21 protein-coding genes are annotated in these 25,138 nt (G+C 70.8%); 9 read left to right on the top strand and 12 right to left on the bottom strand.

What is annotated here, in order from left to right; all coding sequences use genetic code 11:
* Nucleotides 1-85: 85 nt before the first annotated feature.
* Entirely contained in the window at nucleotides 86-2,437 is a 2,352-nt protein-coding gene (locus HBB12_RS04545) for a PAS domain-containing sensor histidine kinase (protein WP_236988266.1), read from the top strand.
* Between the two features lie 402 nt (nucleotides 2,438-2,839).
* On the opposite strand, the gene gcvA is transcribed toward HBB12_RS04545, so the two are convergent.
* Nucleotides 2,840-3,718 (bottom strand): transcriptional regulator GcvA, encoded by an 879-nt coding sequence (gene gcvA / locus HBB12_RS04540; RefSeq protein ID WP_236988265.1) that lies wholly within the window; start codon nucleotides 3,716-3,718, stop codon nucleotides 2,840-2,842.
* 134 nt (nucleotides 3,719-3,852) lie between these two features.
* Here gcvA and HBB12_RS04535 point away from each other — a divergent pair, with 134 nt between their 5' ends.
* Together HBB12_RS04535 and HBB12_RS04530 are read left to right on the top strand one after the other, a co-directional pair.
* A complete protein-coding gene (locus HBB12_RS04535; protein ID WP_236988264.1) occupies nucleotides 3,853-4,680 on the top strand; it encodes an EamA family transporter in 828 nt (275 codons plus the stop codon).
* 20 nt (nucleotides 4,681-4,700) lie between these two features.
* Entirely contained in the window at nucleotides 4,701-5,126 is a 426-nt protein-coding gene (locus tag HBB12_RS04530; RefSeq protein ID WP_236988263.1) for a GFA family protein, read from the top strand.
* Here HBB12_RS04530 and HBB12_RS04525 read toward each other — a convergent pair.
* The 10 genes from HBB12_RS04525 to yciA all read right to left on the bottom strand — a co-directional run bounded on the left by HBB12_RS04525 (nucleotide 5,107) and on the right by yciA (nucleotide 16,440).
* On the bottom strand, nucleotides 5,107-5,634 hold the full coding sequence (locus tag HBB12_RS04525) for a DUF1203 domain-containing protein (protein WP_236988262.1): 528 nt from the start codon (nucleotides 5,632-5,634) through the stop codon (nucleotides 5,107-5,109). The two genes, HBB12_RS04530 and HBB12_RS04525, sit on opposite strands and share 20 nt — an antisense overlap.
* A 98-nt stretch (nucleotides 5,635-5,732) precedes the next feature.
* Nucleotides 5,733-7,322, bottom strand: coding sequence for a methyl-accepting chemotaxis protein (locus HBB12_RS04520; RefSeq protein ID WP_236992660.1), 1,590 nt, complete (start codon nucleotides 7,320-7,322; stop codon nucleotides 5,733-5,735).
* Between the two features lie 419 nt (nucleotides 7,323-7,741).
* Nucleotides 7,742-10,645, bottom strand: a complete 2,904-nt coding sequence (locus tag HBB12_RS04515) for a bifunctional [glutamine synthetase] adenylyltransferase/[glutamine synthetase]-adenylyl-L-tyrosine phosphorylase (RefSeq protein ID WP_236988261.1) — start codon at nucleotides 10,643-10,645, stop codon at nucleotides 7,742-7,744.
* Nucleotides 10,642-12,099: a sensor histidine kinase gene (locus HBB12_RS04510; RefSeq protein ID WP_236988260.1), complete on the bottom strand. Its 1,458-nt coding sequence runs from the start codon at nucleotides 12,097-12,099 to the stop codon at nucleotides 10,642-10,644. Before HBB12_RS04510 ends, HBB12_RS04515 begins: the two co-directional genes overlap by 4 nt.
* Nucleotides 12,096-12,785, bottom strand: coding sequence for a response regulator transcription factor (locus tag HBB12_RS04505; protein WP_236988259.1), 690 nt, complete (start codon nucleotides 12,783-12,785; stop codon nucleotides 12,096-12,098). The genes HBB12_RS04510 and HBB12_RS04505 overlap by 4 nt, the downstream gene beginning before the upstream one ends.
* A 377-nt stretch (nucleotides 12,786-13,162) precedes the next feature.
* Nucleotides 13,163-13,906, bottom strand: coding sequence for a YoaK family protein (locus tag HBB12_RS04500; protein ID WP_236988258.1), 744 nt, complete (start codon nucleotides 13,904-13,906; stop codon nucleotides 13,163-13,165).
* 152 nt (nucleotides 13,907-14,058) lie between these two features.
* On the bottom strand, nucleotides 14,059-14,430 hold the full coding sequence (locus HBB12_RS04495) for a response regulator (protein ID WP_236988257.1): 372 nt from the start codon (nucleotides 14,428-14,430) through the stop codon (nucleotides 14,059-14,061).
* Nucleotides 14,431-14,504: 74 nt separating this feature from the next.
* Nucleotides 14,505-15,668, bottom strand: a complete 1,164-nt coding sequence (hemW, locus tag HBB12_RS04490) for a radical SAM family heme chaperone HemW (RefSeq protein WP_236988256.1) — start codon at nucleotides 15,666-15,668, stop codon at nucleotides 14,505-14,507.
* Nucleotides 15,669-15,715: 47 nt separating this feature from the next.
* Nucleotides 15,716-16,021, bottom strand: coding sequence for a YkgJ family cysteine cluster protein (locus HBB12_RS04485; RefSeq protein ID WP_236988255.1), 306 nt, complete (start codon nucleotides 16,019-16,021; stop codon nucleotides 15,716-15,718).
* Nucleotides 16,018-16,440 carry an acyl-CoA thioester hydrolase YciA gene (gene yciA, locus HBB12_RS04480; RefSeq protein WP_236988254.1) on the bottom strand — a complete coding sequence of 141 codons (423 nt, stop codon included), beginning with the start codon at nucleotides 16,438-16,440 and terminating at the stop codon, nucleotides 16,018-16,020. Before yciA ends, HBB12_RS04485 begins: the two co-directional genes overlap by 4 nt.
* Before the next feature lie 154 nt (nucleotides 16,441-16,594).
* Here yciA and HBB12_RS04475 point away from each other — a divergent pair, with 154 nt between their 5' ends.
* On the top strand, nucleotides 16,595-16,963 hold the full coding sequence (locus HBB12_RS04475) for a hypothetical protein (protein ID WP_236988253.1): 369 nt from the start codon (nucleotides 16,595-16,597) through the stop codon (nucleotides 16,961-16,963).
* Between the two features lie 185 nt (nucleotides 16,964-17,148).
* Here the strand turns inward: HBB12_RS04475 and HBB12_RS04470 are convergent, their stop codons facing one another.
* The gene (locus HBB12_RS04470) at nucleotides 17,149-18,435 is read right to left on the bottom strand and encodes an ArgE/DapE family deacylase (RefSeq protein WP_236988252.1); all 1,287 of its coding nucleotides are present in this window, start codon (nucleotides 18,433-18,435) and stop codon (nucleotides 17,149-17,151) included.
* A gap of 220 nt (nucleotides 18,436-18,655) precedes the next feature.
* Here HBB12_RS04470 and HBB12_RS04465 point away from each other — a divergent pair, with 220 nt between their 5' ends.
* The 5 genes from HBB12_RS04465 to HBB12_RS04445 all read left to right on the top strand — a co-directional run bounded on the left by HBB12_RS04465 (nucleotide 18,656) and on the right by HBB12_RS04445 (nucleotide 24,965).
* Nucleotides 18,656-19,594: a LysR family transcriptional regulator gene (locus tag HBB12_RS04465; protein ID WP_236988251.1), complete on the top strand. Its 939-nt coding sequence runs from the start codon at nucleotides 18,656-18,658 to the stop codon at nucleotides 19,592-19,594.
* Between the two features lie 293 nt (nucleotides 19,595-19,887).
* Nucleotides 19,888-21,459: an ABC transporter substrate-binding protein gene (locus HBB12_RS04460; RefSeq protein WP_236988250.1), complete on the top strand. Its 1,572-nt coding sequence runs from the start codon at nucleotides 19,888-19,890 to the stop codon at nucleotides 21,457-21,459.
* A 4-nt stretch (nucleotides 21,460-21,463) separates the two neighbouring features.
* Complete coding sequence (locus HBB12_RS04455) at nucleotides 21,464-22,405, top strand: ABC transporter permease (protein WP_236988249.1); 942 nt, start codon at nucleotides 21,464-21,466, stop codon at nucleotides 22,403-22,405.
* Entirely contained in the window at nucleotides 22,402-23,328 is a 927-nt protein-coding gene (locus HBB12_RS04450; RefSeq protein ID WP_442919226.1) for an ABC transporter permease, read from the top strand. Before HBB12_RS04455 ends, HBB12_RS04450 begins: the two co-directional genes overlap by 4 nt.
* Nucleotides 23,325-24,965 (top strand): ABC transporter ATP-binding protein, encoded by a 1,641-nt coding sequence (locus tag HBB12_RS04445; protein WP_236988248.1) that lies wholly within the window; start codon nucleotides 23,325-23,327, stop codon nucleotides 24,963-24,965. Before HBB12_RS04450 ends, HBB12_RS04445 begins: the two co-directional genes overlap by 4 nt.
* Nucleotides 24,966-25,138 lie beyond the last annotated feature (173 nt).

The following is a 25,138-nucleotide window of genomic DNA, read 5'->3' as shown; positions in this document are numbered from 1 at the left end:
TGGAAATGCCAGATTGACGCTCGATTCGGGGGCCTGCCGGGAACCTCCGCGGCATCTGTCTTTTTGTTCCGTTGGGGGTTTGGGTATGCTGGAGGCGGATCCCGCCCCCTTCGCGGCGCGTGCCGCGACGATCCTGGGGATCAGCCGGGTTTCGAAATCCGCGCACCAGCGCCTCGCCCACGCGGAATCCTGGCTCCGCTTCGCCGTCCCGGCGATGCTGGCGGCCTTCCTGCTCTGCCTCGGCACCGTCACCGCCCTGCAACTCTCCGGCCACCGCGAGGAGGTGGTGAGCGACGCGCGGCGCGATATCGACCTGGTGGCCCGCCTGATGGCCGGGACGTTGCCGGCCTCGCTCGCCCGTTCCGCCGGCGCGGTCCCGTCCGAGGTGATGGCGCCGGCCGCCTTGCGCGAGCGGCTGGTGCGCCTGCTGCCGCCCGGCGGCCTGCCGGCCGGCCGCTCCGTGCTGCTGATCGGCACCGACGACGCGATCCTGGCCACCCTGCCCGAGCAGCCCGCCCTGCCGCGCAATTTCGGCGAGTTCGTCGGCGAGGTGCAGGTGCTCGGCATCATGGGCGAGCGTGCCGGCGTGCTCAACGTCGTGCTCGGCAACGGCGAGCGGGCGCTGGCGACGGTGCGTTCGGTACCGGGCGGGGGCGGGATCGCCCAGGTCGCGGTGGTGCAGACCCTCGATTCGGTCACCGCCCTCTGGGCCGGGCGGGCCCGCATCGCCGCGGTGCTGGTCGGCGCCGTGACGCTGGTGGTGGTCTGCACCGGCCTCGCCTACGCGCTCCAGGCCGACCGGGCGCGGGCCGTCGACCGGGTCTGCGAGCAGGTGCGCCAGCGCCTCGACACGGCGCTCGGCCGCGGCCGCTGCGGCCTGTGGGACTGGGACATCCCGCGCGGCCGGATCTACTGGTCGGATTCGATGTACCAGCTCCTCGGCTACGTGCGGGAGCAGGAATTCCTCTCCTTCGGCGACGTGAACGCCCTGGTCCATCCGGACGACACCGACCTCTATGGCCTCGCCCGCCAATTGGCGGCCCGCGACACCACCGTCGACCACGAGTTCCGCATCCGTGCCGCCGGGGGCGAATGGGTCTGGCTCAAGGCCCGGGCCGAGATCGTGCAGGATCTCGAGGACAACGGCCGGCACCTGGTCGGCATCGTGATCGACATCTCGGAACAGCGGCGGCTGGCCGAATCGACCGCCACCGCCGACATGCGCCTGCGCGACGCCGTCGAGGCGGTGTCCGAGGCTTTCGTGCTGTGGGATGCGCAGAACCGCCTGGTCCTGTGCAACTCGAAGTTCCGGCGCCTGCACGCGCTCACCGCCGACGAGGCGCAGCCGGGCCGGCGCTACGATGCCATCATGGGGCGCGCCGCCCTGCCGACCGTGCGGCGCGAGATCCCCGCCGGCGAGTTCCCGGAAGCGGGAGCCCGCACCTTCGAGGCCGAGCTCGCCGACGGGCGCTGGCTGCAGATCAGCGAGCGCCGCACCAAGGACGGCGGCTACGTCTCGGTCGGCACCGACATCACGGCCCTGAAACGGCACCAGGAGCGGCTCGTGGAATCGGAACGCCAGCTCATCGCCACCATCGCGGATCTCAAGCGGTCCCGCCGGACCCTCGAACTCCAGACCCAGCAGCTCGCCGACCTCGCCGAGCGCTACCTCGACCAGAAGGCCCAGGCCGAGAGCGCCAACCGCTCCAAATCCGAGTTCCTGGCCAATATGAGCCACGAGCTGCGCACCCCGCTGAACGCCATCCTGGGCTTCGCCGAGGTGATGGAGAGCGAGGTGTTCGGGTCCCTCGGCTCCGAGAAGTACCGCGAATATTGCCGCGACATCCGCTCCAGCGGCCACTACCTGCTGTCGGTCATCGACGACATCCTCGACATGTCGCGGATCGACGCCCGCCGGGTGAAGCTCGCCAAGCAGCCGGTCGCCGTGAGCGAGGCGCTGGAGCGCGCCCTCAAGCTGATCGCCGAGCCGGCCCGAATGAAGGCGCTCACCGTCAGCGTCGAGATGAGCGCCGACACCCTGGTGATGGCCGACGAGCGCGCCCTGCACCAGATCCTGGTCAACCTGCTCCAGAACGCCGTGAAGTTCACGCCCGAGGCCGGCCGGGTGGCGGTGCGCACCCGGCGCGCCATCGATTCGGTGCACATCTTCGTCGAGGATAGCGGCATCGGCATCCCGAAGGCGGCTTTGCCGAAGCTCGGCTATCCCTTCGAGCAGGTCGAGACCAACTTCGCCCGCAGCTACAAGGGCTCGGGCCTCGGGCTGGCCATCGCCCGCTCGCTCGCCGAGCTCCATGGCGGGGGCCTGCGCATCCGCTCCGAGGAAGGCACCGGCACGATCGTCCTGGTGCGCCTGCCCCGGCCCGGCCGCAACGAGGCGGCCGAGGCGCAGGAGGCGGCGGCGGAACTCCAGGCGTGAGGGCCGGCCGTGTGCGACTGAGCGACCCTGTCCGCTGAAAGCCGAAGACGGCACGGCGCATCCTGTCCCCTCGCCTCAAAGCTTGTTTGATACGGCTTCCTGAAGATTCCTTCCGGAAGCCGTATCACCAGCCCGCGCGGCGCCTGAGCGAAGCCGCTTTCCGCATCGCGAAGCGATCAATCGGAAAGCGTACGAGCTTCTCGACAGTCTTCTGGCATTCACCGCGTCATTCCGGGGCCGCGAAAGCGGAGCCCGGAATCCAGAAACGCAGGGGTGAAAGGATGAAGCGGAACGCGATCCGTCTTTTCCCGAGCAGTCAGCGGTTCTGGCTTCCGGGCTCCGCTACGCGGCCGCGGAATGACGCGGTGGGGCTGCAATCTGCAGCGACCAATCGACAAGCCCTCACCCCGCCGTCGCCAGCCACTCGCAGAAGGCCCGCACGACCGGATCGTCCCGGCGGGCCTCCGGTACGTAGGTGTAGTAGCTGTGCGCCGGAAGCCGGGGCCCTGCGAAGGGCAGCACCAGCCGGCCCGCCGCCACGTCGTCGGCGATGAGCCGCGTCGGGCCCATCGCCACCCCCAACCCGTCGAGCGCCGCCTGCAAGGTCAGGTAGAAGTGCTCCAGCGTGATCGAGGCCTGCGGCTCCAGGTCGGGCACGCCCGCTGCAGCGAGCCATTGCGGCCAGACCCCGGGCAGCGTCGCCGCGTGCAGGAGCGTGTGCCCCGTCAGCTGCGACGAGTCGTCGAGCGGCAGGCGCGCCAGCAGGGCCGGGCTGCAGACCGGGATGCGCTCCTCGGTGAGGAACTCTTGGCCGACATGGCCCGGCCGTGAATCGGGGCCGCCCCGGATCGCGACGTCGTAGGGCCCGGCCAGCTCGGCAAGCGGCACGGTGGAGGTCGTCAGCCGGACCTCGATGGCCGGGTGGGCGCGCTGGAAGGCGTGCAGCCGCGGGATCAGCCAGCGCAAGGTGAAGGTCGCGAGCGTGTTCACATGGAGCACCCGCGCCTGGCCGCGCTCCAGTTGCCGCGCGGTCGCGAGCGCCACGCGGTCGAGGGCCGCGCCGATCTCGGCGAGGTAGCCCCGTCCGGCCTCCGTCAGCACCACCCGCCTGTTGTGGCGCTCGAACAGCTTCACGCCGAGCCAGGCTTCGAGCGCCTGCACGTGCCGGCTGACCGCGCCGTGGGTGACGCGCAACTCCTCCGCCGCCAGGGTGAAGCTCGCGTGGCGGCCTGCCGCCTCGAAGGCCTTCAGGGCGTTGAGCGGCGGCAGGCGGCGGTGCACGTGTCAGTTTTCCTCACGCGAGCGCCACCATAAGGCGTTTGTCGGCGTGCGGCGAGAGGGGCATCCTCGCCCCCCATGAAGACCGAGAATGACGTCCCGCCCGGGTGGTCGACGCTACCCCGGGTCCTCCCCGCATGACCCCGATCGTCCTTGCCGGCGTCGTCTGCGCGGCGATTCTCCATGCCGGCTGGAACGCGGTCCTGCGCGGCGGCAGCGACCGGCTCTGGTCGATGACCCTGATGATGATCGCGGTCGCTTGCGCCTCGGCGGTTGCGGTGGTTCTCCTGCCCTGGCCGGAACCGGCGAGCTGGCCCTACCTCGTCGCCTCGGCGGCGATCCATGCCGGCTACAACCTGTCCCTGGTACGGACCTACCGCTCCGGCGACCTCGGGCAGACCTACCCGATCTCGCGCGGCTCCTCGCCCGTCCTCGTCGCGCTCGGAGCGGCGTTGTTCGCGCAGGAAACGCTCGGGCCCGTTGCGATCCTGGGCATCGCGCTGGTCTCCGGCGGCATCCTGTCGCTTGCCCTCCAGGGCGGGCGGCTGCGGGCGGACTTCCTCCCCGCCGCCTTCGTCACCGGCCTGCTCATCGGGGCCTACACCGTCGTCGACGGGATCGGGGTGCGCCTGTCGGGCAACAGCCCGTCCTACGCGGCCTGCATGTTCCTGCTCTGGAGCCTGACCATGCCGCCCCTCTATCTCGCATTGCGCAGAACCAAGCCGTCCTACACGCCTGGGCAGACGGCGATGGCGCTCGGCGGCGGCCTCGTCTCGATCCTCGCCTACGGCATCGTCATCTGGGCGATGCAGTTCGACGCGATGGGCACGGTCTCGGCCTTGCGCGAGACCAGCGTGGTCTATGCCGCGCTCATCGGACGGGTCTTCCTCGGCGAGAGCTTGAGCCCGCGCCGGGTCGCCTCGTGCCTCGCCGTCGCCGCCGGCGCGGCGTGCCTGGCTTGGTGACGAACCTCAGGAGACGGACCATGGGAAGCAGGATCACCCGGGTCGGCCAGTGCCATTGCGGCGCGGTGCGCTTCGAGGCATCGCTCGGCGACGGATTCGACTCGATCCGCCGCTGCACCTGCTCGTATTGCCGCATGCGCGGCGCCGTCGTCGCCATGGCGGAGGTGGGCGGGATCAGGGTCCTCCAGGGCGAGGCGATGCTGACGCGCTACCGCTTCCACACGAAAGCCGCGCAGCACTTCTTCTGCTCCCGCTGCGGCATCTACACCCACCACCAGCGGCGATCGGACACCAGCCTCTACGCCGTGAACGTCGCCTGCCTCGACGGGGTCAGCCCGTTCGATTTCCCCGAGGTGCCGGTGACCGACGGGATCGCGCATCCCGGCGACACCGGCAGGCCGGCACGCCTCGCCGGCACCCTCCGGTTCATTCCGGCGGATCGCTGACGGCGGCGCCTCGACAAACCTCGTCCGCGACCGGCCTGCGCTCGACCCGCACCAGCAGGCATCCCGGCCGCGCCGTGTGGATGTTCACGAAGGCCGTGCGGGAATCGTCGAGCGCGCGGGCGAGGGGCACGTCGACTTCCGCACCGGCGCAGACATGGCCGAGATCGTAGAGGCATTGGTGCTGGCCGTCATAGGCACGAACCGAGACGAGCGGATTCGCCCGCACGATCGGCGCGACCTCGTCGACCGCTGTGGCGCGCGGACACGCCGCCTCGTGCAGGAAGATCGGGCTCGGCGTCCAGTAGACGCCGACCGGCTTTCGCAGGTCGTAGGATCCGAGCAGCATGGCCTCGCCCGGTTCGGCGAGGCGCAGGCAGTGCCGGCACGGGAAGGCGCCGCCGGGCGTCGCGACGATCCGCCGGAGCGGGTTGCCGCGATCGTCCGTGCCGGTCGCCCGGAAGCGGGCGGCCGTCTCGGTCTCGATCGCGATACAGTGGAAAGCGGTCATTCGGTCACCTCCGGCATGAGCCCTACGGCGTCCGGAGGCGGCGGTTCATCCCGCTTCTTGCGCTCGAATCGCGGGCACTCCCGGGACCTCGCGAGGCGTCAGGCCGCCCGCACCGTGGCGAGGAAACGTGCCACTTCCGCCCCGAGATGCTCGGACTGGCGCGACAGCTCGGTGGCGGAGGCGAGGACCTGGGTCGCGGCGGCGCCCGTCTCCTCGGCGGCGCCGGCGACACCCGCGATGTTGCCGGTGACCTCGCCGGTGCCGGTCGCGGCCTGGGAGACGTTGCGGACGATCTCCTGGGTGGCGACGCCCTGCTGCTCGACCGCGGCGGCGATCGCCACCGTGACGGAGTCGATCTCGCGGATCCGCGCGGTGATGGCGCCGATCGCCGAGACGGTCTCGCCGGTGGCGCTCTGCACAGCAGTGATCTGCTGGCCGATCTCCTCCGTCGCCTTCGCGGTCTGGGCCGCGAGTTCCTTCACCTCGGCGGCGACCACCGCAAAGCCCCTCCCCGCGCTCCCTGCACGCGCCGCCTCGATCGTGGCGTTAAGCGCGAGCAGGTTGGTCTGGGCGGCGATCGACGAGATCAGGCCGGCGACGTCGCCGATCCGGCCGACGGTCTGGCTCAGGGCGCGCACCTGGGCGCCGGTCCGGTCGGCTTCCGCCACCGCCTGGCGGGCGAGGCCCGCCGAGCCGTCGACCTGGCGTCCGATTTCCTGCACCGAGGCGCCGAGCTCCTCGGCCGCCGCCGCGACGGTACCGACGTTGGAGGCCGCCTCCTCGGCGGCGGCCGCGACCGCGGCGGACTGGCTCGCCGTCTCGGTCGCCGTCCCGGTCATCTGCCCGGCGGTCGCCTGCAATTCGGTGGCCGAGGTCGAGACCATGCCGACGATGCCGCCGACCGCCCGCTCGAACCCGTCGGCGAGGTCGATCATGGCGCGCCGGCGCGCCTCGGCCGCCGCCGCGTCGGCGATCCGCTTGATCTCGGCCTGCTCGGCGGCCTTCTGGGCCACCATCGCCTTGATGCCCTCGACCGCGCGGCCGATGGCGCCGACCTCGTCGCCCCGGCGCGCTTCCGGAATCTCGGCCTCGATCTCGCCATGCGCCATGCGCTCGAGCACGCGCACCAGCCGGCCGATCGGGCGGGTAACGCCGAACACGGCCACCAGGGCCACCGCCACGAGGCCCAGGCCGAGGCCGAGGGCGCTGATCGCCATCAGCCGGGCGCGGGTGGCGTTGGTCTGGTCGGTCAGCTCGTCCGAGGTCTTGGCGACGTAGTCCTGGATGTCGAGGGCGAGCTTCCTCGTCTCCTGGATCTGGCTGGGCAGGACGGGATCGACGCTGCGCCGGAACAGGGCGAGCGCCTCGGCATTGCGGCGCGTCATGCCTAGGTCGAGGACCTGCCTGAGCCTGGCGGTGAGGTCGTCGAAGTCATGGGCGATCTTGTCGACGCGGCCCGCGAAGGTCGGCGCCCGCTCCCGCAGGGCCGCGAAGGTCGGCTTGACCATCGCGACGGCTTCGTCGAACTCGGCGCTGGCGCGGCGCATCTGCGCCTCGTCCGTCTCGGCGATGATGCGGAACGTCGCGGAGGTCAGGGAAAAGAGGGTCCGGTTGAGTTGGCTGGCGCTGGCCGGCGCCCGCGCCTCGCGCACGATGTACAGGCTGTAGGCGTCGTCGATCGCCGTCATACGCCCCTGCGCGTACCACACGCAGCCGCCCACCAGGGCGGCGATCAGCAGGACGGCAGCGGTGAGCTTGTGAAGAATCTTGAATTTGGCGAGCACGGGCCCGGTCCTCGGTCGATATCCGTTGGACCGCAGCAAACGGCAAATGGCTTAATCCTGCGTAAATCCCCAGGATCCGAACCGGTGAACCAGCCTATTCGCCTCGGGGTGCCGGCGGTTCCGGACGGGATCACCCCTGCACGATCCTGCCGGATGCTTTTATTCCTGTCCGTATTACAGTGATATCGGCAAATATACGCTTTGGCTGTGCAACGGAGCAGGGCTGACGCGCCACCGGGATGCGTTGGTCGAAACCGTGTCGAGCCGGGGCCAAAACGCACGGCAGGACCGGATGTTCCCCAGGCGTGCAACCTTCGTGCGCCTCACGCCAGGATGGCCCCGAACGCTTCCCTCACGCCGGCGCGAGTCTCGGCGAGCTGTGCGGTCAGCGCCGCCTCGTCGGGCTGGCCGAGCGCCGCGGCGAGGCGGGCGCGGGCCGCCGGCGGGGCGGTACGGCCGAAATCGCCCTCGACCATCAGGCGCTGCCAGTGGTGGGCGTCGTCGAGGAGCCGGTAGGCGGTGACGAGGCGCACAGTCAGCCCCGCATCCATCAGGCCGTGGCGACCGGCGCGCTCCAGCACCTCCGGCGCGTCGGGGCCGACGAGGTCGGGATGCGTGACGGCATGGGACAGGACGAGGGCCTGGGCGAGGAAATCCAGGTCGAGAAGCCCGCCGGGGGCGAGCTTCAGGTCGAGGGGGCCGTGATCGCCCTTCTCGCGCTCGATGAGCGCGCGCATGGTCCGCACCTCCCCGACGACGTTCCGCGCGTCGCGCTTCTGGCGCAGGACCTCGACGGCGGCGGCCGCGGCCTCCCGCATCAGGCTGTCGTCGCCTGCAACGGCCCGCGCGCGGGTCAGTGCCATGTGCTCCCACAGGGCCGCCTCCTCGCGCCAATAGGCCGAGAAGCGCTGCCACTGGTTGGCGATCGGCCCCTGCCCGCCGCTCGGGCGCAGGCGCAGGTCGACCTCGTAGAGCCGGCCGCGCCGGGTCGGCACGGTGAGCGCCGCGACGAGGCGCTGGGTCAGGCGGTTGTAGTAGACCGCCGCGTCGAGGGACCGCTTGCCGTCGCTCTCGCGCCGCTCGGGGTCGAAATCGTACAGGACCACGAGGTCGAGGTCGGAATCGGCGGTGAGCTGGCGCGAGCCGAGACGCCCAAGGCCCAAAACCGCGACGCGGCCCCCCGGCACCCGGCCGTGATCCTCCGCGAAGGCGGCCTCCACGGCGCGGAGAGCCGCCGCGATGGCCGCTTCCGCGATGCCCGCATAGGCCCGGCCGGCGCCGGCCGGCGGCAGGATGCCGGACAGGAGCCGTGCGCCGGTGACGAAGCGCAATTGCCGGGCGGCGTCGCGGCTGCGGTCGAGGAAGTCCTCGAAGTCGCGGGGCTGGCCGAGACCGAGGCGGAATTGTTCGGAGAGCGCGTCGGATTCGGTCACCGGCGCCACGAAGGCGGGGTCGATCACCGCGTCGAGGACGTGCGGGCTGAACGCCACCGTGTCGGCGAGGCGCGGCACGGTGCCGAGGAGATCGGCGAAGAGCAGCCGCAGCCGCTCGTGCGAGCGCAGGATGGTGAGAAGCTCGACGGCCGCCGGCATCCGCCCGAAGGCGCGGTCGAGGGCGGCGAGGGCTCCGTCCGGATCGGCGGTGCCGGAGAGGGCCTGGATCAGGGCCGGGACCAGTTCGGTCAGCACCTCGCGGGCCCGCGGGCTCGTCACCGCCGGGCGGCGGCCGAAATGCCAGCCCCGCACCGTCTCGGTCGCCCGCTCCGGCGCCCGGAAGCCGAGGCGCCTCAAAGTCGCGAGCGTCCCGGGATCGTCCTCGACGCCGGTGAACACGAGGTCGCCGACCTCCGCCGCCAGATCCGGCTCGGCCTCGAACAGCAGGGCGTAATGCCCCTGGACCCGGCGCGCTTGCGCCGTCAGCGCCTCGCCGAAGGCGGTCTCGTCGGGATAGCCGAGGAAGCGGGAAAAACGCGCGAGTTTTTGGGGATCGTCGGGCAGGCGCTGGGTCTGCTCGTCGGCCACCATCTGCAGACGGTGCTCGACGGTGCGGAGGAAGCGGTAGCTCTCGGAGAGCTCGTCGCGGGCCTCCGCCGTGATCCAGCCCTCGTCGTGAAGCATCGCCAGCATCTCGAGCGTGCGCCGGCCGCGCAAGGATGGGCGACGCCCGCCGAAGACGAGCTGCTGGGTCTGGACGAAGAACTCGACCTCGCGGATGCCGCCGCGCCCGAGCTTGATGTCGTGGCCGGCCACCGCGATGGCGCCGTGGCCGCGGACCGCGTGGATCTGCCGCTTCATCGCGTGGACGTCGGCGATCGAGGCGAAATCGAAGTATTTGCGCCAGATGAACGGCCGCAGCTCGGCGAGGAAACCGTCGGCCAGCGCCTCGTCGCCGGCCACCGGCCGCGCCTTGATGAAGGCGGCGCGCTCCCAGTTCTGCCCCACCGTCTCGTAATAGGTATAGGCGGAAGCCAGCGACAGGGCGGTCGGGGTCGAGCCGGGATCGGGCCTGAGCCGATAGTCGACCCGGTGGACGTAGCCGTCGGCGGTGCGCTCCTGGAGGAGCTTGGCGACGGTTTGCGCGATCCGGCTGAAGAACGGCGTCGCCTCGACACCCGCCCGCAGGGGAGCCACGTCGGGATCGAACAGCACGATCAGGTCGACGTCGCTCGAATAGTTCAGCTCGCCGGCCCCGAGCTTGCCCATGCCGAGCACGATCAGGCCCGATCCGTCCTGCGGCCGGGCGGGATCCGGCGCCAGGAAGCGGCCGGTCCCGGCGGCCTGAACGAGGGCGGCATCGACGGCGGCGCTCACCGAGGCATCGGCGAAATCCGAGAGCGCCGCGGTCACCTGCTCCAGCGACCAGACCCCGCCGATATCGGCGAGCGCCACCAGGAGCGCGTGGGCGGCGCGGTTGCGGCGTAAAGCCCGCGCGACGTCACCCCCGGCGAGACCGGCCCCCCGCTGGTCGGCGAGAATCGCGGCGTTCGAGTCCTCCGGCGGGCGCGCGAGCAGCCCGGCGAGCCGGGCGGAATCGCGGGCGGCGAGGCCCCACAGGAACGGCGAGTGGTCGGCGAGGCCCAGCAGGAGGTCGCGGGCCGGACCGTCCTCCCCGAGGAGCGGTGCGAGGTCGGGGGCCTCGGTGAGGAGGTCGGCGAGGCGCGCTTGCGCCCGTTCCGGCTCGGCGAGGCGGGGCGCAGCGGTGAGACGCCCGGAGAGCGGCCCGGTCATGCGGCGATCTCCTTCGGTGCCTGGTCGCGCAGGGCCGGCAGACGCAGGACCGCGCGCAGGCCCGGCGCGTTGTCCTCCAGCGCGAAGGTGCCCTGGTGCAGGCGGGCGACCGCGTTGACGAGGCTCAGGCCCAGTCCGAAGCCCGGGCGGGTGCGGGCGGTCTCCAGCCGCACGAAGCGCTCCAGCACCCGGCCGCGCTCGGCCTCCGGGATGCCCTCGCCCCGGTCGGCGACCGACAGCACGATCTCGCCCTCCTCCCGCCGCGCCGCGACGCAGAGCACCGGCTCGGCTGCGGCCGCGCCGTATTTCAGGGCGTTGTCGATCAGGTTCGCCATCGCCTGTCCGATCAATTCGCGGCTGCCATGCAGCTTGAGGCCGTCCTCGACCTCGGCTGTCAGGGCGATGCCGCGTTCCTCCGCCACCGCTTCGTACAACTCCGCGACTTCGAGGGCGACTGCGCCCGCGTCGAATTCCGCCAGCCCCTCGCGGGCATTGCCGGCCTCGAGCCGCGCGATCATCAGGAGGGCGTTGAACACCCGGATCAGGTTGTCGCTCTCCTCGATGTTGGCCTCGAGCGCCGCCCGCAAGGCATCCGGATCGTTGCCCTCGCGGAGCGCCGCGTCGGCCTTGTTGCGCAGGCGGGTGAGCGGGGTCTTGAGGTCGTGGGCGATGTTGTCCGAGACCTCGCGCATGCCGCGCATCAATTCGCCGATGCGGTCGAGCATCGCGTTGAGGTTGCTCGCCAGCCGGTCGAGCTCGTCGCCGGTGCCGGCGAGCGTCAGACGGCCGTCGAGGTCGCCCGCCATGATGGTGCGGGTGATGTCGGTCATGTGGTCGACGCGCTTGAGCACGCGCTGGGCGATGAACCAGCTGCCGAGGAAGCCCAGACCCACCACCAGCATCAGCGACCAGGCGAAGGCCCTCCCGATCACCGCCCGCAGGCGGTCGCGCTCTTCCACATCCCGGCCGACGAGCAGGCGGAAGCCCCCCGGCAGGGTGAAGATGCGGACGATCGCCCGGTGGTCGAGGCGGTCGTTGTCGGTGTTGCGGGCATACGCCGTCTCGGTCTGCCCGGGCTCGGCGAGGGTTCCGGGCGGCAGCGCCTCGACGTTGCCGGCGACGTGCTCGCCCGCCGGCGTGGTGACGAGGTAGAGCGAGGCGCCGGGCTCGCGCGAGCGGCGCTCGACCACGCTGACGAGGCGACGGATGCCGCCCGCGGCGTATTGATCGGACAGGCCGTTGATCTCGGCCTCGATGGTCGAGACGATCTGGTCGTCGAGGACGCGCCGGGCGTTCCAGGCGACGTAGCCGAGGGCGAAGAACGCGAAGGCGGCGAAGACCAGGAGATAGGCGAGCGAGAGCTTGAACGCGGTGGTGCGGAACAGGGTGCCGAGGCGTGCCAGGACCCCGTCATTCCTGCCGTCATGCCCCGCGGGTGCGGCCGGCGCGCTCACGCCTCGCCGCCGGCACGGACCATGTAGCCGGCGCCCCGCACGGTGTGGATCATCGGCCGCTCGAAGCCCTTGTCGACCTTGGCGCGCAGGCGGGAGACGTGGACGTCGATGACGTTGGTCTGCGGGTCGAAATGGTAGTCCCACACGTGCTCCAGCAGCATCGTGCGGGTCACGACCTGGCCGGCATGGCGCATCAGGTATTCGAGCAGGCGGAATTCCCGTGGCTGGAGCGGGATCTCCTGGCCGGCCCGGGTGACCCGGTGCGACAACCGGTCGAGTTCGAGGTCGCCGACGCGGTAGCTCGTCGCCTCCGTGGACGACGCACCGCCGCGGCGGCGGGCCAGGACCTCGATCCGGGCCATCAGCTCGGAGAAGGCGTAGGGCTTCGGGAGATAGTCGTCGCCGCCGGCCTTGAGGCCCTTCACCCGGTCGTCGACCTGGCCGAGCGCCGACAGGATCAGCACCGGCGTCTCGACGCCCTGCTCGCGCAGGGACCGGATCAGCGACAGGCCGTCGAGCTTGGGCAGCATGCGGTCGACGACCAGCACGTCGTAGGCGCCCTCGCGCGCCAGCGCGTAGCCGTCGAGCCCGTCATCGGCGGTGTCGGCGACGTGGCCGGCTTCGCGGAAGGCCTTGGAGAGGTAGGTGGACGCCTCGCGGTCGTCCTCGATGATCAGGAGGCGCATGTCGGGCATTCTAGGGCAGATCCCCGGCGCGCGGGAGAGTTCCGTATCCGGGATCCTGGCGCCCTGGCCCCGGAACGGGCCCCGCCCGACGTGCCGCTTCGAGGGGGGAGGTGCGGCACGTCGGGCGTCGCCTCCGGGTCGGCAGGCCGAGCGGGGGGCTCGGCCTGCCGCGGCGCGGAGCACCGGGTCGTCTGGGGGGCGACGATGATGACCCGGCGCCTCGGCCCTCGGGGCCTTGGATCGCGGCGGCGCCCGGGGGGATGAGGGCGGCGCCGCGTCCGGCGACCATGCCGTTATGGACCCCGCCGGCTTACGCCGGTGTCTCCGCCCGATGAACGATGCGTAATCTTTGCCGGAGCGGGACGCCCGACCCGGCCTCACACCACCGGGGGCGCGGTCGCGGCGGCGTCCGGTGCCGGCGACTTGGTGCCCGAGACGAGCGGCCCGTCGCCGTGGATCAGGGTCATCACCAGGGCGACGACCGCCAGCACCGCCGCCACCAGGGCCGGGACCAGGAAGGCGCGCTCCCCGAAGACGCCGTGCAGCAGACCGCCGGTGATCGCCCCGAGAGTCAGGGCGGCCCAGAGCGGCGCCTGGATCCAGAAGGACGGCGAGGGATGGCCGAGCAGCAGGTTGGCGAGCCCGGTGCCGAAGCGCACCACCGCGCCGGTGACGTAGGTGAGCGCCAGGCTCCTCCCCTCCTCGTCCTGCAGGACGGCGTTCTGCATGCCGAGCGCCAGCACGATCGGGTAGGCGTGGATCGGGAATTCCTCGGGGCCGCGCGGCATGAACAGGCCGACGCAGAGCAGGAGCGCCTGGAGGCCGAGCAGCACCGCGAGCCGCCAGTAGCCGACGGCGGCGGCGATGAGCGTGCCGAGGAACGCCCCGAAGCAGAACAGCGCGATGGTGCTGCCGACCCGGGTGACGTTGCCCCAATCGCCGAGGCTGACCGCGGCGCCCAGGCGGGTGGTGTTGCCGCTCATGAACGACATGAACAGCTGCGAGAATTCGAGGAACCCGATCGCGTCCGCGCAGCCGGCCAGCGCCGACAGGGCCAGCGCGAACGGGACCCGCGTGCTCGCGGCGGCGGGAAATGCCTTGGTTTCCTTCTCAGCTGCCATGCAGTTCGTCTCCTGTGCTGCCGTCGGGGCAGACATCGCCTCGACTCAGAACAGGGCGTCCGCGTGGCGGTTCCGCTGCGGCGCGTCAAAACACGGCGGTATCGGAACGCAGCGTACCGCACGTTTTTGCACTGCGAAAAATCCCGCGGCGTTCAGGCGCGGCGCAAGGACGGCAGCACGCCCGCCAGGCCGTTGACGTCGAAGGGTCTCGACCAGGCCGGGGTCGCTTCGTGATCGGCCGGGACCGCCGCGGCGTCGTGGCCGGCGGCGAAGACGATCGCCGCGCCGCGCCGCGTCAGCTCGGCGACCAGGGGATAGACCAGCTCACCCCGCAGGTTGATGTCGAGGACGGCGAGATCGAGGAATTGCCAGACCGCGAGCGCCCGCGCCTCCCGGACCGTCGGCACCGGGCCGACCGCCTCGGCCCCGTGCCGGATCGGCGCCCGCGCAATGTCGTCGGCGACGAAGCACTCGTCATCGACCACGAGAACCCGAAGCCGATCGGGCCTCTCCTGTCCTGACATCGCCTGGTCCCCGCCTCGGCCGGCGCATCCCGCACGGACGCCGCCCGAAGGCACACCATCACGACCGGGCCGGCTCAGGCCGCGAGCTCGGCCACCACGGCGTTGAGCACCGGCGCGCCCCTCGGAGTCGCGGCGAGGCGGCCGTCGACCTTTCGCGCGACGAGCCCGGCCGCGACCAGCCCGGCGATGCGGTCCGGGTCGAGGGGGCGGCCCTTGAGGGCGGCGTAGCGAGCAGGGTCGATGCCCTCGCGCAGGCGCAGGCCCATCATCAGGAACTCGTCGGCCTGGTCGCCCGGGCTCAAGCGTTCCGTCTCGACGATGCCGTGGCCCTCGCCTTCGGCCTTCGCGAGCCAGGCTTCCGGGTTGCGCTCGGTCGAGGTACCGGTGCGGCCCTCGGGGAGCACGAGGCGGCCATGGGCGCCGGGGCCGATGCCCGCATATTCGCCGTAGCGCCAATAGAGCAGGTTGTGGCGCGACTCAGCGCCCGGTCGGGCGTGGTTCGAGATCTCGTAGGCCGGCAGGCCGGCGGCCTCGCAGACCTCCTGCGTCACGTCGTAGAGGAGCCGCGCGGTGTCGTCGTCCGGCACGGTGAGCTTGCCGGCGGCGGCGAGCCCGTAGAACGGCGTCCCCTCCTCGATGGTGAGCTGGTAGAGCGACAGGTGCTCCGCCGCCCGGGCGATCGCCCCGCGCAGTTCCGCCGCCCAGGCCTGCGGCGTCTGATGCGGGCGGGCATAGATCAGGTCGAAGGAATAGCGCTCGAAATGGGCGGCGGCGGTCTCCACCGCCCGCATCGCCTCCTCGGTGCTGTGCAGCCGGCCGAGCGTCCTCAGCGAGGCGTCGTCGAGGGCCTGGACGCCGAGCGAGACCCGGTTGACCCCCGCCGCCCGGTAGCCGCGGAAGCGGCCGGCCTCGACGCTGGTGGGGTTGGCCTCCAGCGTCACCTCGACGTCCGGCGACACGCTCCAGGCGCCCGCCACCGCGTCGAGGAGCGCACCCACCGTCTCCGGCTCCATCAGCGAGGGCGTACCGCCGCCGAGGAAGATGCTGGTCACGGTCCGCCCCGGCGCGTGGGCGGCCGCGTGGGCGATCTCGCGCGCGAAGGCGGCGCGCCAGCGCGCCTGGTCGAGGCGCCCGTGGCGGACGTGGCTGTTGAAGTCGCAATAGGGGCACTTCGCGGCGCAGAAGGGCCAGTGCAGGTAGACCCCGAAGCCGACGTCCCGGGTCGGATGATCGATCATCCGGCGGATGTGAACGGCTTGCGCCTGCGGCGCAAGGGGCTGACGCGTCAGACCGGCAGGCCGTGATGCCGCCGGGCGATCAGGCATTCCGGGTCGCCGGGCTCGCAGGTGCGGCAGACCTCGGGGCGCACTGCGTAGACCTTGCACGCCACGCGCTCGCCGACCTTGCCGTCGAGGGCGCTGCACCGCTCGCCCTCGCAGCGCATCCGCCCGGCCGGATCGTCGATGTAAATCTCTGGAATCCGGGCGATGTCGGCATCGTCCTCGGTGCTGAACCGGGGCCATTCCGCCGAATAGGCGCAGCAGGCGCCGCATTCCTGGCAAACGAACGTGTCCGGATCGGCCGGGCTCACGGACTCACGCCCGGCGCCGCCGGCGGGATCGGGCGCGGGCGGCCCTCGTCGTCGATCGCCACGAAGGTGAACACGCCGACCGTCACCTTCTCGCGCGTCTGCGTGCGGAAGCGCCGGGCCCAGGCCTCGATCTGGATCCGCATCGAGGTCCGGCCGGTGGCGACCACCTGGGTGTAGACGCAGAGCACGTCGCCGACCCGAACCGGCCGCAGGAAGGTCATGCCGTCCACCGCCACCGTAACGACGCGTCCTTGCGCCCGCTCGACCCCGGCGATGCCGCCGGCCTGGTCCATCTGCGACATCACCCAGCCGCCGAAGATGTCGCCGTTGGCGTTGGTGTCGGCCGGCATGGCGATGGTCCGCACCGTCAGGTCGCCCTGCGGCCGGGCCGCCTCTTCGGTCGTCGCGTCGGTGGTCATGATCCCCGCTGCCCCCCTTTGCCCCTGGTCTCCGGCGCGAGCATAGGGCATCGAGGCGGCGGAGCGCGAGCGCCCCGATTCGAAGGCCCCGCGGTTTCTTCGTCCCGCGGATGGACCTAGTGTCGGCGGCACGCCATCAGCCGGAGGACGCATCATGATCCAGGGCCATCCCACCAGCGGCGCCGAAGCCGACCGCGACTGCCCGGTCCCGCTGGCGACCCTCGGGGAGATCTACCGGGCCGAGCCGGAGGACCTGCCGGACCTCCTCGACGCCCTGCCGGTGGAGACCCGCGCCAAGCTCGCGGGCTACCTCTACGCCAAGAGCCACACCCACAAGCTCGGCCTCACCGTCGCCCGCACCTGCGGCAAGGACGACCTGGTGAAGGCCTTGGGCGAGATCGGCGCCGTGGTCCACGGCCAGGCCCACCTGCCGCCGCCGAAACCCGTCCAGGCCGCCCCGGCGGCGCCCCAGACCCGCAAGATCAGCCTCGGCGGGTCGGGCACGAAGCGCAGCTTCGATTGATCGGCGGTTCGATCGGCACGATAAAATACGGGACTCCACTCGCGACCTCATCCTGAGGTGTCAGTCGATCGAAGATCGACTGACCTCGAAGGAGGGCTCCAGGAATTGCCGTGGTCTCTGGAGCCCTCCGTCGAGGCTGCCGCAAGCGGCAGCACCTCAGGATGAGGTGGTGGGTGGGATCACCGTCACGACACGGATTCCGTCCCGCACCACTCGGCGACGAACAGCGCCATGGCGGTGGTGATGCGCTTCAGCGAGGCGAGGCTGACCCGCTCGTCGAAGCCGTGGATGTTCTCGCTCTTCGGCCCGTAGCAGAGCGCCGGCACCCGGTCGTAGAGGGCATGGACCCTCGTATCGAGGTAGCCCGCGGTCATGAAGCTCTTCAGCGCCATTCCCGTCGCCGCCTCGTGCGCTTGGGCCAGCACGGCTTCCGCCTCCGAGCCTTCCTCCAGCACGTAGCCCTCCGAGAAGAAGCCGTGGAATGTGACGCTCGGCGGGCTGTTCGAGAGAAAGGCGTCGTCCCGGGCGAAGGCCTGGACCGCCGCCTCGATCTCGCGCGCCGCTTCCGCTGCGCTGGTCCCCGGATAGATCGCGATGCGGCAGTCGATCCGGCACCAGGCCGGCACCGAGGAGGCCCAGTCGCCGCCCTCGATCCGCCCGATATTGAGGTTGATCGGGTGCGCCTCGCCCTCGAAATGCGGGCGGCCGGCCTTGTCGGCGTTCCAGCGCTCCTCAAGGGCGCGCAACGCCCCGATCACCCGGTAGGCCGCGTCGATGGCGTTCGCCCCCGTGCCCATCTCGCGGACATGGACCGGCCGGCCCCGGACCTCGACCCGGAACCACAAGACGCCGGTATTGGCGCGCACCAGCATCTCCTCCTCCGGCTCGGGGATCAGCACCGCGTCGGCGCGGTAGCCGCGCAGATGGGTCATCAGGGCGCCGTTGCCGGTCGATTCCTCTTCCACCACCGATTGCAGCGTCACGGTGGCCGCAGGCTGGAGCCCGATGCGGCGGAGCGCGTCGAGGGCGAACAGGTTGGCGGCGTGCCCCGCCTTCATGTCGGCGCCGCCGCGGCCGTAGAGCCAGTCCCCCTCCACCACCGGCTCGAAGGGCGGGTGTGTCCAGAGGTCGGCGGGGCCTGCCGGCACCACGTCGACATGGGCCTGGAGGATCAGCGAGCGCCCCCGCTCCTCCCGCGGCCGGTGGATGCCGACGACGATCGGCGCCTCGGAATGCTCGGGACTGAACTTGGCGCCGCCCGGATGCGCCTCGATCTGCGCCCGCTCCATCGCGAAGCGGTCCATGGCGTAGCCGCGCTCGCGGAAGGTGCGGAAGACGAAGTCCTGGATCGCCTGCTCCTCGCCGCGGGTCGAGGGGAAGCGCATCAGCGCTTGCGTGTGAGCGACCTGCGCGGAAAAATTCTCGGCGATTGCGGCGACGATGCGGTCGCGCAGGGCGGGATCCAGGGGCATCGGGGGCTCCTCGAAGGCAGGGACGCCCCCTGCATAGCCGGGACGCGGCGCCGGCGCGATGCACGGCGCTGCAAGCGGGGGTGCCGGGCGACGCCGGGCTCGGGGAGCTCTCCTGCTAAGAGATTGACTCGACTGAACTTCCATCTCTACTGGAGTGCTCCGCGGCCGGGGGCGAGCCTCGCCCTTCCTGCCCGGACGGTCCCGCCGGTGACGGGCGGGCGTGGACTCGAATCCCGACGATCTGGAGCGCTCCGGCATGGCGAAGATCGTCGCTCTCCACTATTTCGCGGTCGTCACCCGCTGCACGTCGCTGCGCGACGCCGCCGCCCAGCTCGACATCCATCCCAACGTGCTGGCGCGGCACATCTCGCAACTCGAATACTACATGAACGCGCCGCTGCTCGAACGCGGGCCGCTCGGCATCCGGCTGACCGCGGCGGGTGAATTGCTCGCCGCCAAGCTCGACCGGACGATCAACGAGCTCGACCACGTCGTCCGGCTGATCGACGACCTGAAGGGCCTGCGCGGCGGCCTCGTCGGCGTCCACGCGGCGGAGGGCGTCGCCTCGGCGATCCTGGTGCCGGTGCTCGCCGCCTTCGCGGCCCGCCACCCGCAGGTCCGCGCCCGCCTGCGCACCGGGACCGCGAAGGAGGCGGTGCGGGCGATCGAGGACGCCTCCTGCGACCTCGCCCTGACCTTCTTCGCTCCGGCCTCCGACGCGATCGCGGTGGTCAAGCGGGTGCGGCTGCCGCAATTCATCATCGCCCCACCCGGCCATCCGGTGACGCGACGAGACGGCGCGACCTGCGCGGCGCTCGAAACCTATCGCTGGGTGCTGCCGGGACCTGAATTCGGAGTGCGCACCTTCCTCGACCGGGCGGCGGCGGAGGCCGGGTGCCGGATCGTGCCGACCTTCGAGGCCGCCTCCCTCGACCTCCAGCGCACGCTGATCGGGCAGGCCGGCGCCCTCGGGGTGCTGCCGCGCGTCGCCATGGCCGAGGAGATCGAGGCCGGCACGATGGTGGCGGTACCCTTCCCCGACACGATGCCGGTCGAGACCTTCCTCGACCTCTGCGTGCCCGCCGCCCGCCAGCCGAGCTATGCCGCCGAGCGGCTGCGTCGCGAGCTGGAAGCCGCGCTGCTCCGGGTTCGGGCCTGACGGCCCGAGGGTGCCACGAAAAGCGGTGCACCCCTCCCCCGATTTCGTCGTAGTCAGCTCAGGCTCCCTCCCGCATCCTGTGATGCGTCTGCAGCGGCATGGTCTCACGAAGACCTGCGCGGCCCCGCCTCTGCTGTCCAGAGACTTCACCTGAGCCGAATTCTTCGGCGCAACCGATCGGCTTCGGCTGTTGCGGCCGAGCTGGTCTGTCGATTGCATGGCTTGCGCGGCGGGCATCGGGCCCCGCGCCCCGACTGGATCGCCGCACGGCGACATCGCGAGGAGACAATTTGATGGCGTTTCGTCGGTCCGTTCTCGGCCTCCTCGCGGCAAGCGCGGCCCTCATCGCCCCCGCGGCCGCACCGGCGCAGACGCTCAAGGCGGTGATGCATTCGGACGTCAAGATCGTCGATCCGATCTGGACCACCGCCTACATCGTCCGCAACCACGGCTACATGATCTACGACACGCTGTTCGCGCTCGACGGCAAGGGCGAGATCAAGCCGCAGATGGTCGACACCTATACCGTGTCGCCCGACAACCTGACCTATACGTTCACCTTGCGCGACGGGCTGACCTGGCATGACGGCAAGCCGGTGACGGCGGAGGACTGCGTCGCCTCGATCAAGCGGTGGAGCGCCCGCGACTCCCTCGGCCAGAAGCTGATGACCTTCGTCGACGGGATGACCGTCGACGATGCGAAGCGCTTCACCGTCAAGCTCAAGTCGCCGACGGGGCTGCTGCTGTTCGGCCTCGCCAAGCCGTCCTCGAACGTGCCGTTCATGATGCCGAAGCGGGTCGCCGAGACCGACCCGAACCAGCAGATCTCGGACTTCACCGGCTCCGGGCCCTTCGTGATGAAGACCGACGAGTGGAAGCCCGGCGACAGAATCGTCTACACCAAGTTCAAGGACTACAAGCCGCGGCCCGAGCCGGCCTCGGGGCTCGCCGGCGGCAAGGTGGTCAAGGTGGACCGGGTCGAGTGGCTGGCGATCTCGGACCAGCAGCAGGCGGTCAATGCGCTGCTCGCCGGTGAGATCGACCTGATCGAGCAGCCGGCCTACGACCTGATTCCGCTGATCAAGGGTGACGATGGCGTCAACCTGGTCGATTACAACCCGCTCGGCCTGCAATATGCGATGCGGCCGAACCACCTGATCAAGCCCTTCGACAATCCGAAGGTGCGCCAGGCCCTGACCTACGCCCTCAACCAGACCGACTTCCTCCAGGCGGTGGTGGGCGATCCCGATTACTATAAGCCGTGCAAGGCCCTGTTCGTCTGCGGTTCGCCGCTCGCCACCGACAAGGGCATGGACGGGCTGCTCGAATCCAATTTCGCCAAGTCGAAGCAGTTGCTGAAGGAGGCGGGCTATGACGGAACGCCGATCGTCCTCTTGCAATCGACCGACCTTCAGACCCTGACCAATCTCGGCCCCGTCGCCAAGCAGCTCCTCGAGAAGGGCGGCTTCAAGGTCGACATGCAATCCTCCGACTGGCAGACCGTGGTGTCGCGCCGTGTGCGCAAGGATCCGGTCGACAAGGGCGGCTGGAACCTGATGAACACCTCCTGGGTCTCGGCCGACATCCTGAACCCGGTGATGTCGAGCTTCATGAACATGAGCTGCGACAAGGCCCCGTTCGGCTGGCCCTGCGATGCCGAGATGGAGAAGCTTCGCGACGATTTCGCCCGCGAGGTCGATCCGGCCAAGCAGAAGGTGATCGCCGAGGCCGTGCAGACCCGCTGGCGCGAGGTGGTGCCGTACATCCCGCTCGGCCAGTTCTACATCCCGATCGCCGCGCGCAAGAACGTCACCGGCATCCTGACCGCCGCCGTGCCGGTGTTCTGGAACGTCGAGAAGAAGTAGGGCGATGGCCGGCTATATCCTGCGGCGGTTGCTCGCCGCCATCCCGGTCCTGGCGATCGTCGCGGTGCTGGTCTTCCTGATGCTGCGGCTCACCCCCGGCGACCCGGCGGCGGTGATCGCCGGGGACAACGCCTCGAGCGAGCAGATCGCACAGGTGCGCCAGAAGCTCGGCCTCGACCAGCCGCTGCCGGCGCAGTTCGCGATCTGGATCGGCAACCTCCTCCACGGCAATCTCGGCGAATCGTTCTTCTTCAAGAAGAGCATCGGCGAGCTGATCCTCGGGCGGATCGAGCCGACCCTGTCGCTCGCCGCCGCCACGATGCTGATCGCGGTCTGTCTGGCGATCCCGCTCGGCGTCGTGGCGGCCTACCGGCACGGCTCCTGGCTCGACCGGATCGTGATGGGCGTGTCGGTGCTGGGCTTCTCGGTGCCGGTCTTCGTGATCGGCTACGGGATGATCTACCTCTTCTCGATCACGCTCGGCTGGTTCCCGGTCCAGGGTTACCAGCCGCTCTCCGGGGGCTTGAGCGGCTACCTGCACCGGCTGGTCCTGCCGGCCGTGACCCTGTCGGTCGTCTACATCGCACTCATCGCCCGGATGACCCGGGCGAGCGTGCTGGAGGTCCTGAACGAGGATTACATCCGCACCGCCCGGGCCAAGGGCCAGGTCGAGCGCAAGATCCTGTTTCGGCACGCCCTCAAGAACGCCGCGGTGCCGATCGTCACCGTGGTCGGCATCGGCATCGCGCTCCTCATCGGCGGCGTGGTGGTGACCGAGAGCGTCTTTGCCATCCCCGGCCTCGGCCGCCTCACGGTCGATGCGGTGCTGGCCCGGGACTACCCGACGATCCAGGCGCTGATCCTGATGTTCTCGGGCGTCTACGTCCTCATCAACCTCCTGATCGACCTGACCTACAGCCTGTTCGACCCGAGGATCCGCCATTGAGTGCCGAGCCGACCCTGCTGGCGGCCGCCGCGGCAGCGCCCCTGCCGCCCGGCCGCACCCTCGCCGCCCGCCTCGTGCGCAACCCGGTCGTCGCGATCGGCGCCGGCTTCCTTCTCCTGATGGCGCTGATCGGTGCCTTCGCGCCGCTTCTCGGCACCCTCGACCCGGCCGCGATCAACCCGGCGACCCGCAACCGCCCGCCGGGCTTCGAGCGCACGCTCCGGGCCGAGGATGGCACGGCCACGACCTATCGTCACCGGATGGGCACCGACAGCCTGGGGCGCGACGTCTACAGCCGGGTGCTCTACGGCGCCCGGGTCTCCCTCGCCATCGCCGTCTCGGTGGCGGCGCTGTCGCTCGCCATCGGTCTCTTCCTCGGCCTGGTGGCCGGCTACATCCGTCCCCTCGACGGGCCGATCATGCGGCTGATGGACGGCTTGATGGCGATCCCCGGCATCCTGCTGGCCATCGCGGTGGTGTCGCTGTTCCGGGCCGGTCTTCCGGCGGTCATCGCGGCGATCGTGGTGCCGGAGATCCCCCGGGTGGTCCGGCTGGTGCGCTCGATCGTGCTCTCGGTGCGGGAGGAACCTTACGTCGAGGCCGCGATCATGGCCGGCACCCGCCTGCCGCTGCTGATGGCGCGCCACATCCTGCCCAACACCATCGCGCCCTTGATCGTGCAGGGCACCTTCATCGCCGCCTCGGCGATCCTGGTCGAGGCGGTCCTGTCCTTTCTCGGCATCGGCATCCCGCCTGAGATCCCGAGCTGGGGCAACATCATGGCGGAGGGGCGCAACCTGTTCCGGGTCTATCCGCACAACATCCTGTATCCGGGGATCTTCCTCGGCCTGACGGTGCTCGCCGTGAACATGCTGGGCGACGGCCTGCGCGACACCCTCGATCCGAAGATGACCGGCCGATGAGCACCGCATCCTCCCCCGTTCTCGACGTCGAGAACCTCGCCATCGCGCTTCCCGGCGGCGGCGACCGGCTCCGCGCCGTCGACGGTGTCTCCTTCACGGTCGCCCCCGGCGAGATCGTCTGCGTCGTCGGCGAATCCGGCTCGGGCAAGTCGGTCACCGCCTTCTCGGTGATGGGGCTCCTCGCCAAGGTGCTGAAACCCGTCGCCGGCGCGATCCGGCTCAACGGCGAGGACGTGCTGACGGCAAGCCCGCAGCGCCTGCGGGCGCTTCGCGGCGACCGGATGGCGATGATCTTCCAGGAGCCGATGACGGCCCTGAACCCTGTGCTGACCGTCGGCGACCAGATCGAGGAAGTCCTGCGCATCCACACCGACCTCGGGGCGTCGGAGCGCCGGGCCAAGGTGCTGGCGATGCTGGAGGCCATGCACCTGCCCGATCCGGAGCGGATGCACGCCTCCTATCCCCACCAGCTTTCCGGCGGCCAGCGCCAGCGGGTGATGATCGCGGCGGCCCTGATCCTCGATCCCGCCCTTCTCATCGCCGACGAGCCGACGACGGCGCTCGACGTCACGACGCAAGCGCAGATCCTGCGGTTGATCCGCGAGATGCAGGCGCGGCGCGGCACCGGCGTCCTGTTCATCACCCACGATTTCGGCGTGGTGGCGGAGATCGCCGACCGCGTGGTGGTGATGCAGCACGGCCGCATCGTCGAGCAGGGGCCGGCGATGCAGGTTCTGGGCAACCCGCAGCATCCCTACACAAGGATGCTGATCGCCGCCGTGCCGACGATGGCGCCCGCAAGGCGGCCGCCGGTGACCGGGGCGCTGGCTTTGGAGACGGCGGCCCTCGCGAAGACCTATCGCAGCGGCGGCCTGTTCAAGAAGACTCGCGAGGTCCACGCCGCCGCCGAGGTGGCACTCCGGATCCGGCGCGGCGAGACGGTCGGCATCGTCGGCGAATCGGGCTCGGGCAAGTCCACGGTGGCGCGCTGCATCGCCCGGCTGATCGCCCCGAGCGGCGGGCAGATCATGGTCGCCGACCGGGACATCGCCCGCCTTCCCGAGCGAAAGCTCCGGCCGTTGCGCCAGAAAATCCAGGTTGTGTTCCAGGACCCGTTCCGCTCGCTCAACCCGCGCCGGACGGTGGGCGCCTCGATCGTCGAGGGGCCGGTGAATTTCGGCATGAGCCCCGATGCGGCGATGGCGAAGGCGCGGGAGCTGATGGGCCTCGTCGGGCTCGACCCGTCGGCGCTCGCCCGCTACCCGCACCAGTTCTCCGGCGGCCAGCGCCAGCGCATCGCGCTCGCCCGGGCGCTCGCCATGGAGCCCGAGATCCTGATCGCCGACGAGGCGGTCTCGGCCCTCGACGTCTCGGTGCAGCGCCAGGTGCTGGCCCTCCTCGACGACGTGCAACGGCGCTTCGACCTCGCGATCCTGTTCATCACGCACGACCTGCGGGTGGCGGCGCAGATCTGCGACCGGCTGATCGTGATGCAGCGCGGCCGGATCGTCGAGGAGGGCCCGACGGCGGAGGTCTTCGCCCGGCCGCAGGCGGCCTATACCCGCGCGCTGATCGAGGCGGCGCCTGGGCGGGAATTCGGGCGGGGGGAGCATCTTCCCGAAGCGGCTTCCGCCTGATGCAGACGAACAAGGATGAAGCACTTCCCCTCCCCCCTGTGGGGAGGGGCAGGGGTGGGGGTGGTGCCGGATAGACCTCGGCGGTGCCTTCTGCTCTACCCCCACCCCTAACCCCTCCCCACAAGGGGGAGGGGAAGCGCTTTGTCTTGAAACGATCTTCATAACAAAAACAG

The organism is Methylobacterium sp. SyP6R (assembly GCF_019216885.1).
Taxonomy (GTDB): domain Bacteria; phylum Pseudomonadota; class Alphaproteobacteria; order Rhizobiales; family Beijerinckiaceae; genus Methylobacterium.
The sequence above is the reverse complement of the archived record's forward strand: the minus strand, read 5'-3'. Positions and strand labels throughout refer to the sequence as shown.

Excerpts from the sequence above, each read along its gene's own strand:
- HBB12_RS04545 (WP_236988266.1), top strand. The coding sequence starts at position 86 with ATGCTGGAGGCGGATCCCGCCCCCTTCGCGGCGCGTGCCGCGACGATC.
- HBB12_RS04535 (WP_236988264.1), top strand. The coding sequence starts at position 3,853 with ATGACCCCGATCGTCCTTGCCGGCGTCGTCTGCGCGGCGATTCTCCAT.
- HBB12_RS04530 (WP_236988263.1), top strand. The coding sequence starts at position 4,701 with ATGGGAAGCAGGATCACCCGGGTCGGCCAGTGCCATTGCGGCGCGGTG.
- HBB12_RS04525 (WP_236988262.1), bottom strand. The coding sequence starts at position 5,634 with ATGACCGCTTTCCACTGTATCGCGATCGAGACCGAGACGGCCGCCCGC.
- HBB12_RS04520 (WP_236992660.1), bottom strand. The coding sequence starts at position 7,322 with ATGACGGCGATCGACGACGCCTACAGCCTGTACATCGTGCGCGAGGCG.
- HBB12_RS04515 (WP_236988261.1), bottom strand. The coding sequence starts at position 10,645 with ATGACCGGGCCGCTCTCCGGGCGTCTCACCGCTGCGCCCCGCCTCGCC.
- HBB12_RS04505 (WP_236988259.1), bottom strand. The coding sequence starts at position 12,785 with ATGCGCCTCCTGATCATCGAGGACGACCGCGAGGCGTCCACCTACCTC.
- HBB12_RS04500 (WP_236988258.1), bottom strand. The coding sequence starts at position 13,906 with ATGGCAGCTGAGAAGGAAACCAAGGCATTTCCCGCCGCCGCGAGCACG.
- HBB12_RS04495 (WP_236988257.1), bottom strand. The coding sequence starts at position 14,430 with ATGTCAGGACAGGAGAGGCCCGATCGGCTTCGGGTTCTCGTGGTCGAT.
- hemW (WP_236988256.1), bottom strand. The coding sequence starts at position 15,668 with ATGATCGATCATCCGACCCGGGACGTCGGCTTCGGGGTCTACCTGCAC.
- yciA (WP_236988254.1), bottom strand. The coding sequence starts at position 16,440 with ATGACCACCGACGCGACGACCGAAGAGGCGGCCCGGCCGCAGGGCGAC.
- HBB12_RS04475 (WP_236988253.1), top strand. The coding sequence starts at position 16,595 with ATGATCCAGGGCCATCCCACCAGCGGCGCCGAAGCCGACCGCGACTGC.
- HBB12_RS04470 (WP_236988252.1), bottom strand. The coding sequence starts at position 18,435 with ATGCCCCTGGATCCCGCCCTGCGCGACCGCATCGTCGCCGCAATCGCC.
- HBB12_RS04460 (WP_236988250.1), top strand. The coding sequence starts at position 19,888 with ATGGCGTTTCGTCGGTCCGTTCTCGGCCTCCTCGCGGCAAGCGCGGCC.
- HBB12_RS04455 (WP_236988249.1), top strand. The coding sequence starts at position 21,464 with ATGGCCGGCTATATCCTGCGGCGGTTGCTCGCCGCCATCCCGGTCCTG.
- HBB12_RS04445 (WP_236988248.1), top strand. The coding sequence starts at position 23,325 with ATGAGCACCGCATCCTCCCCCGTTCTCGACGTCGAGAACCTCGCCATC.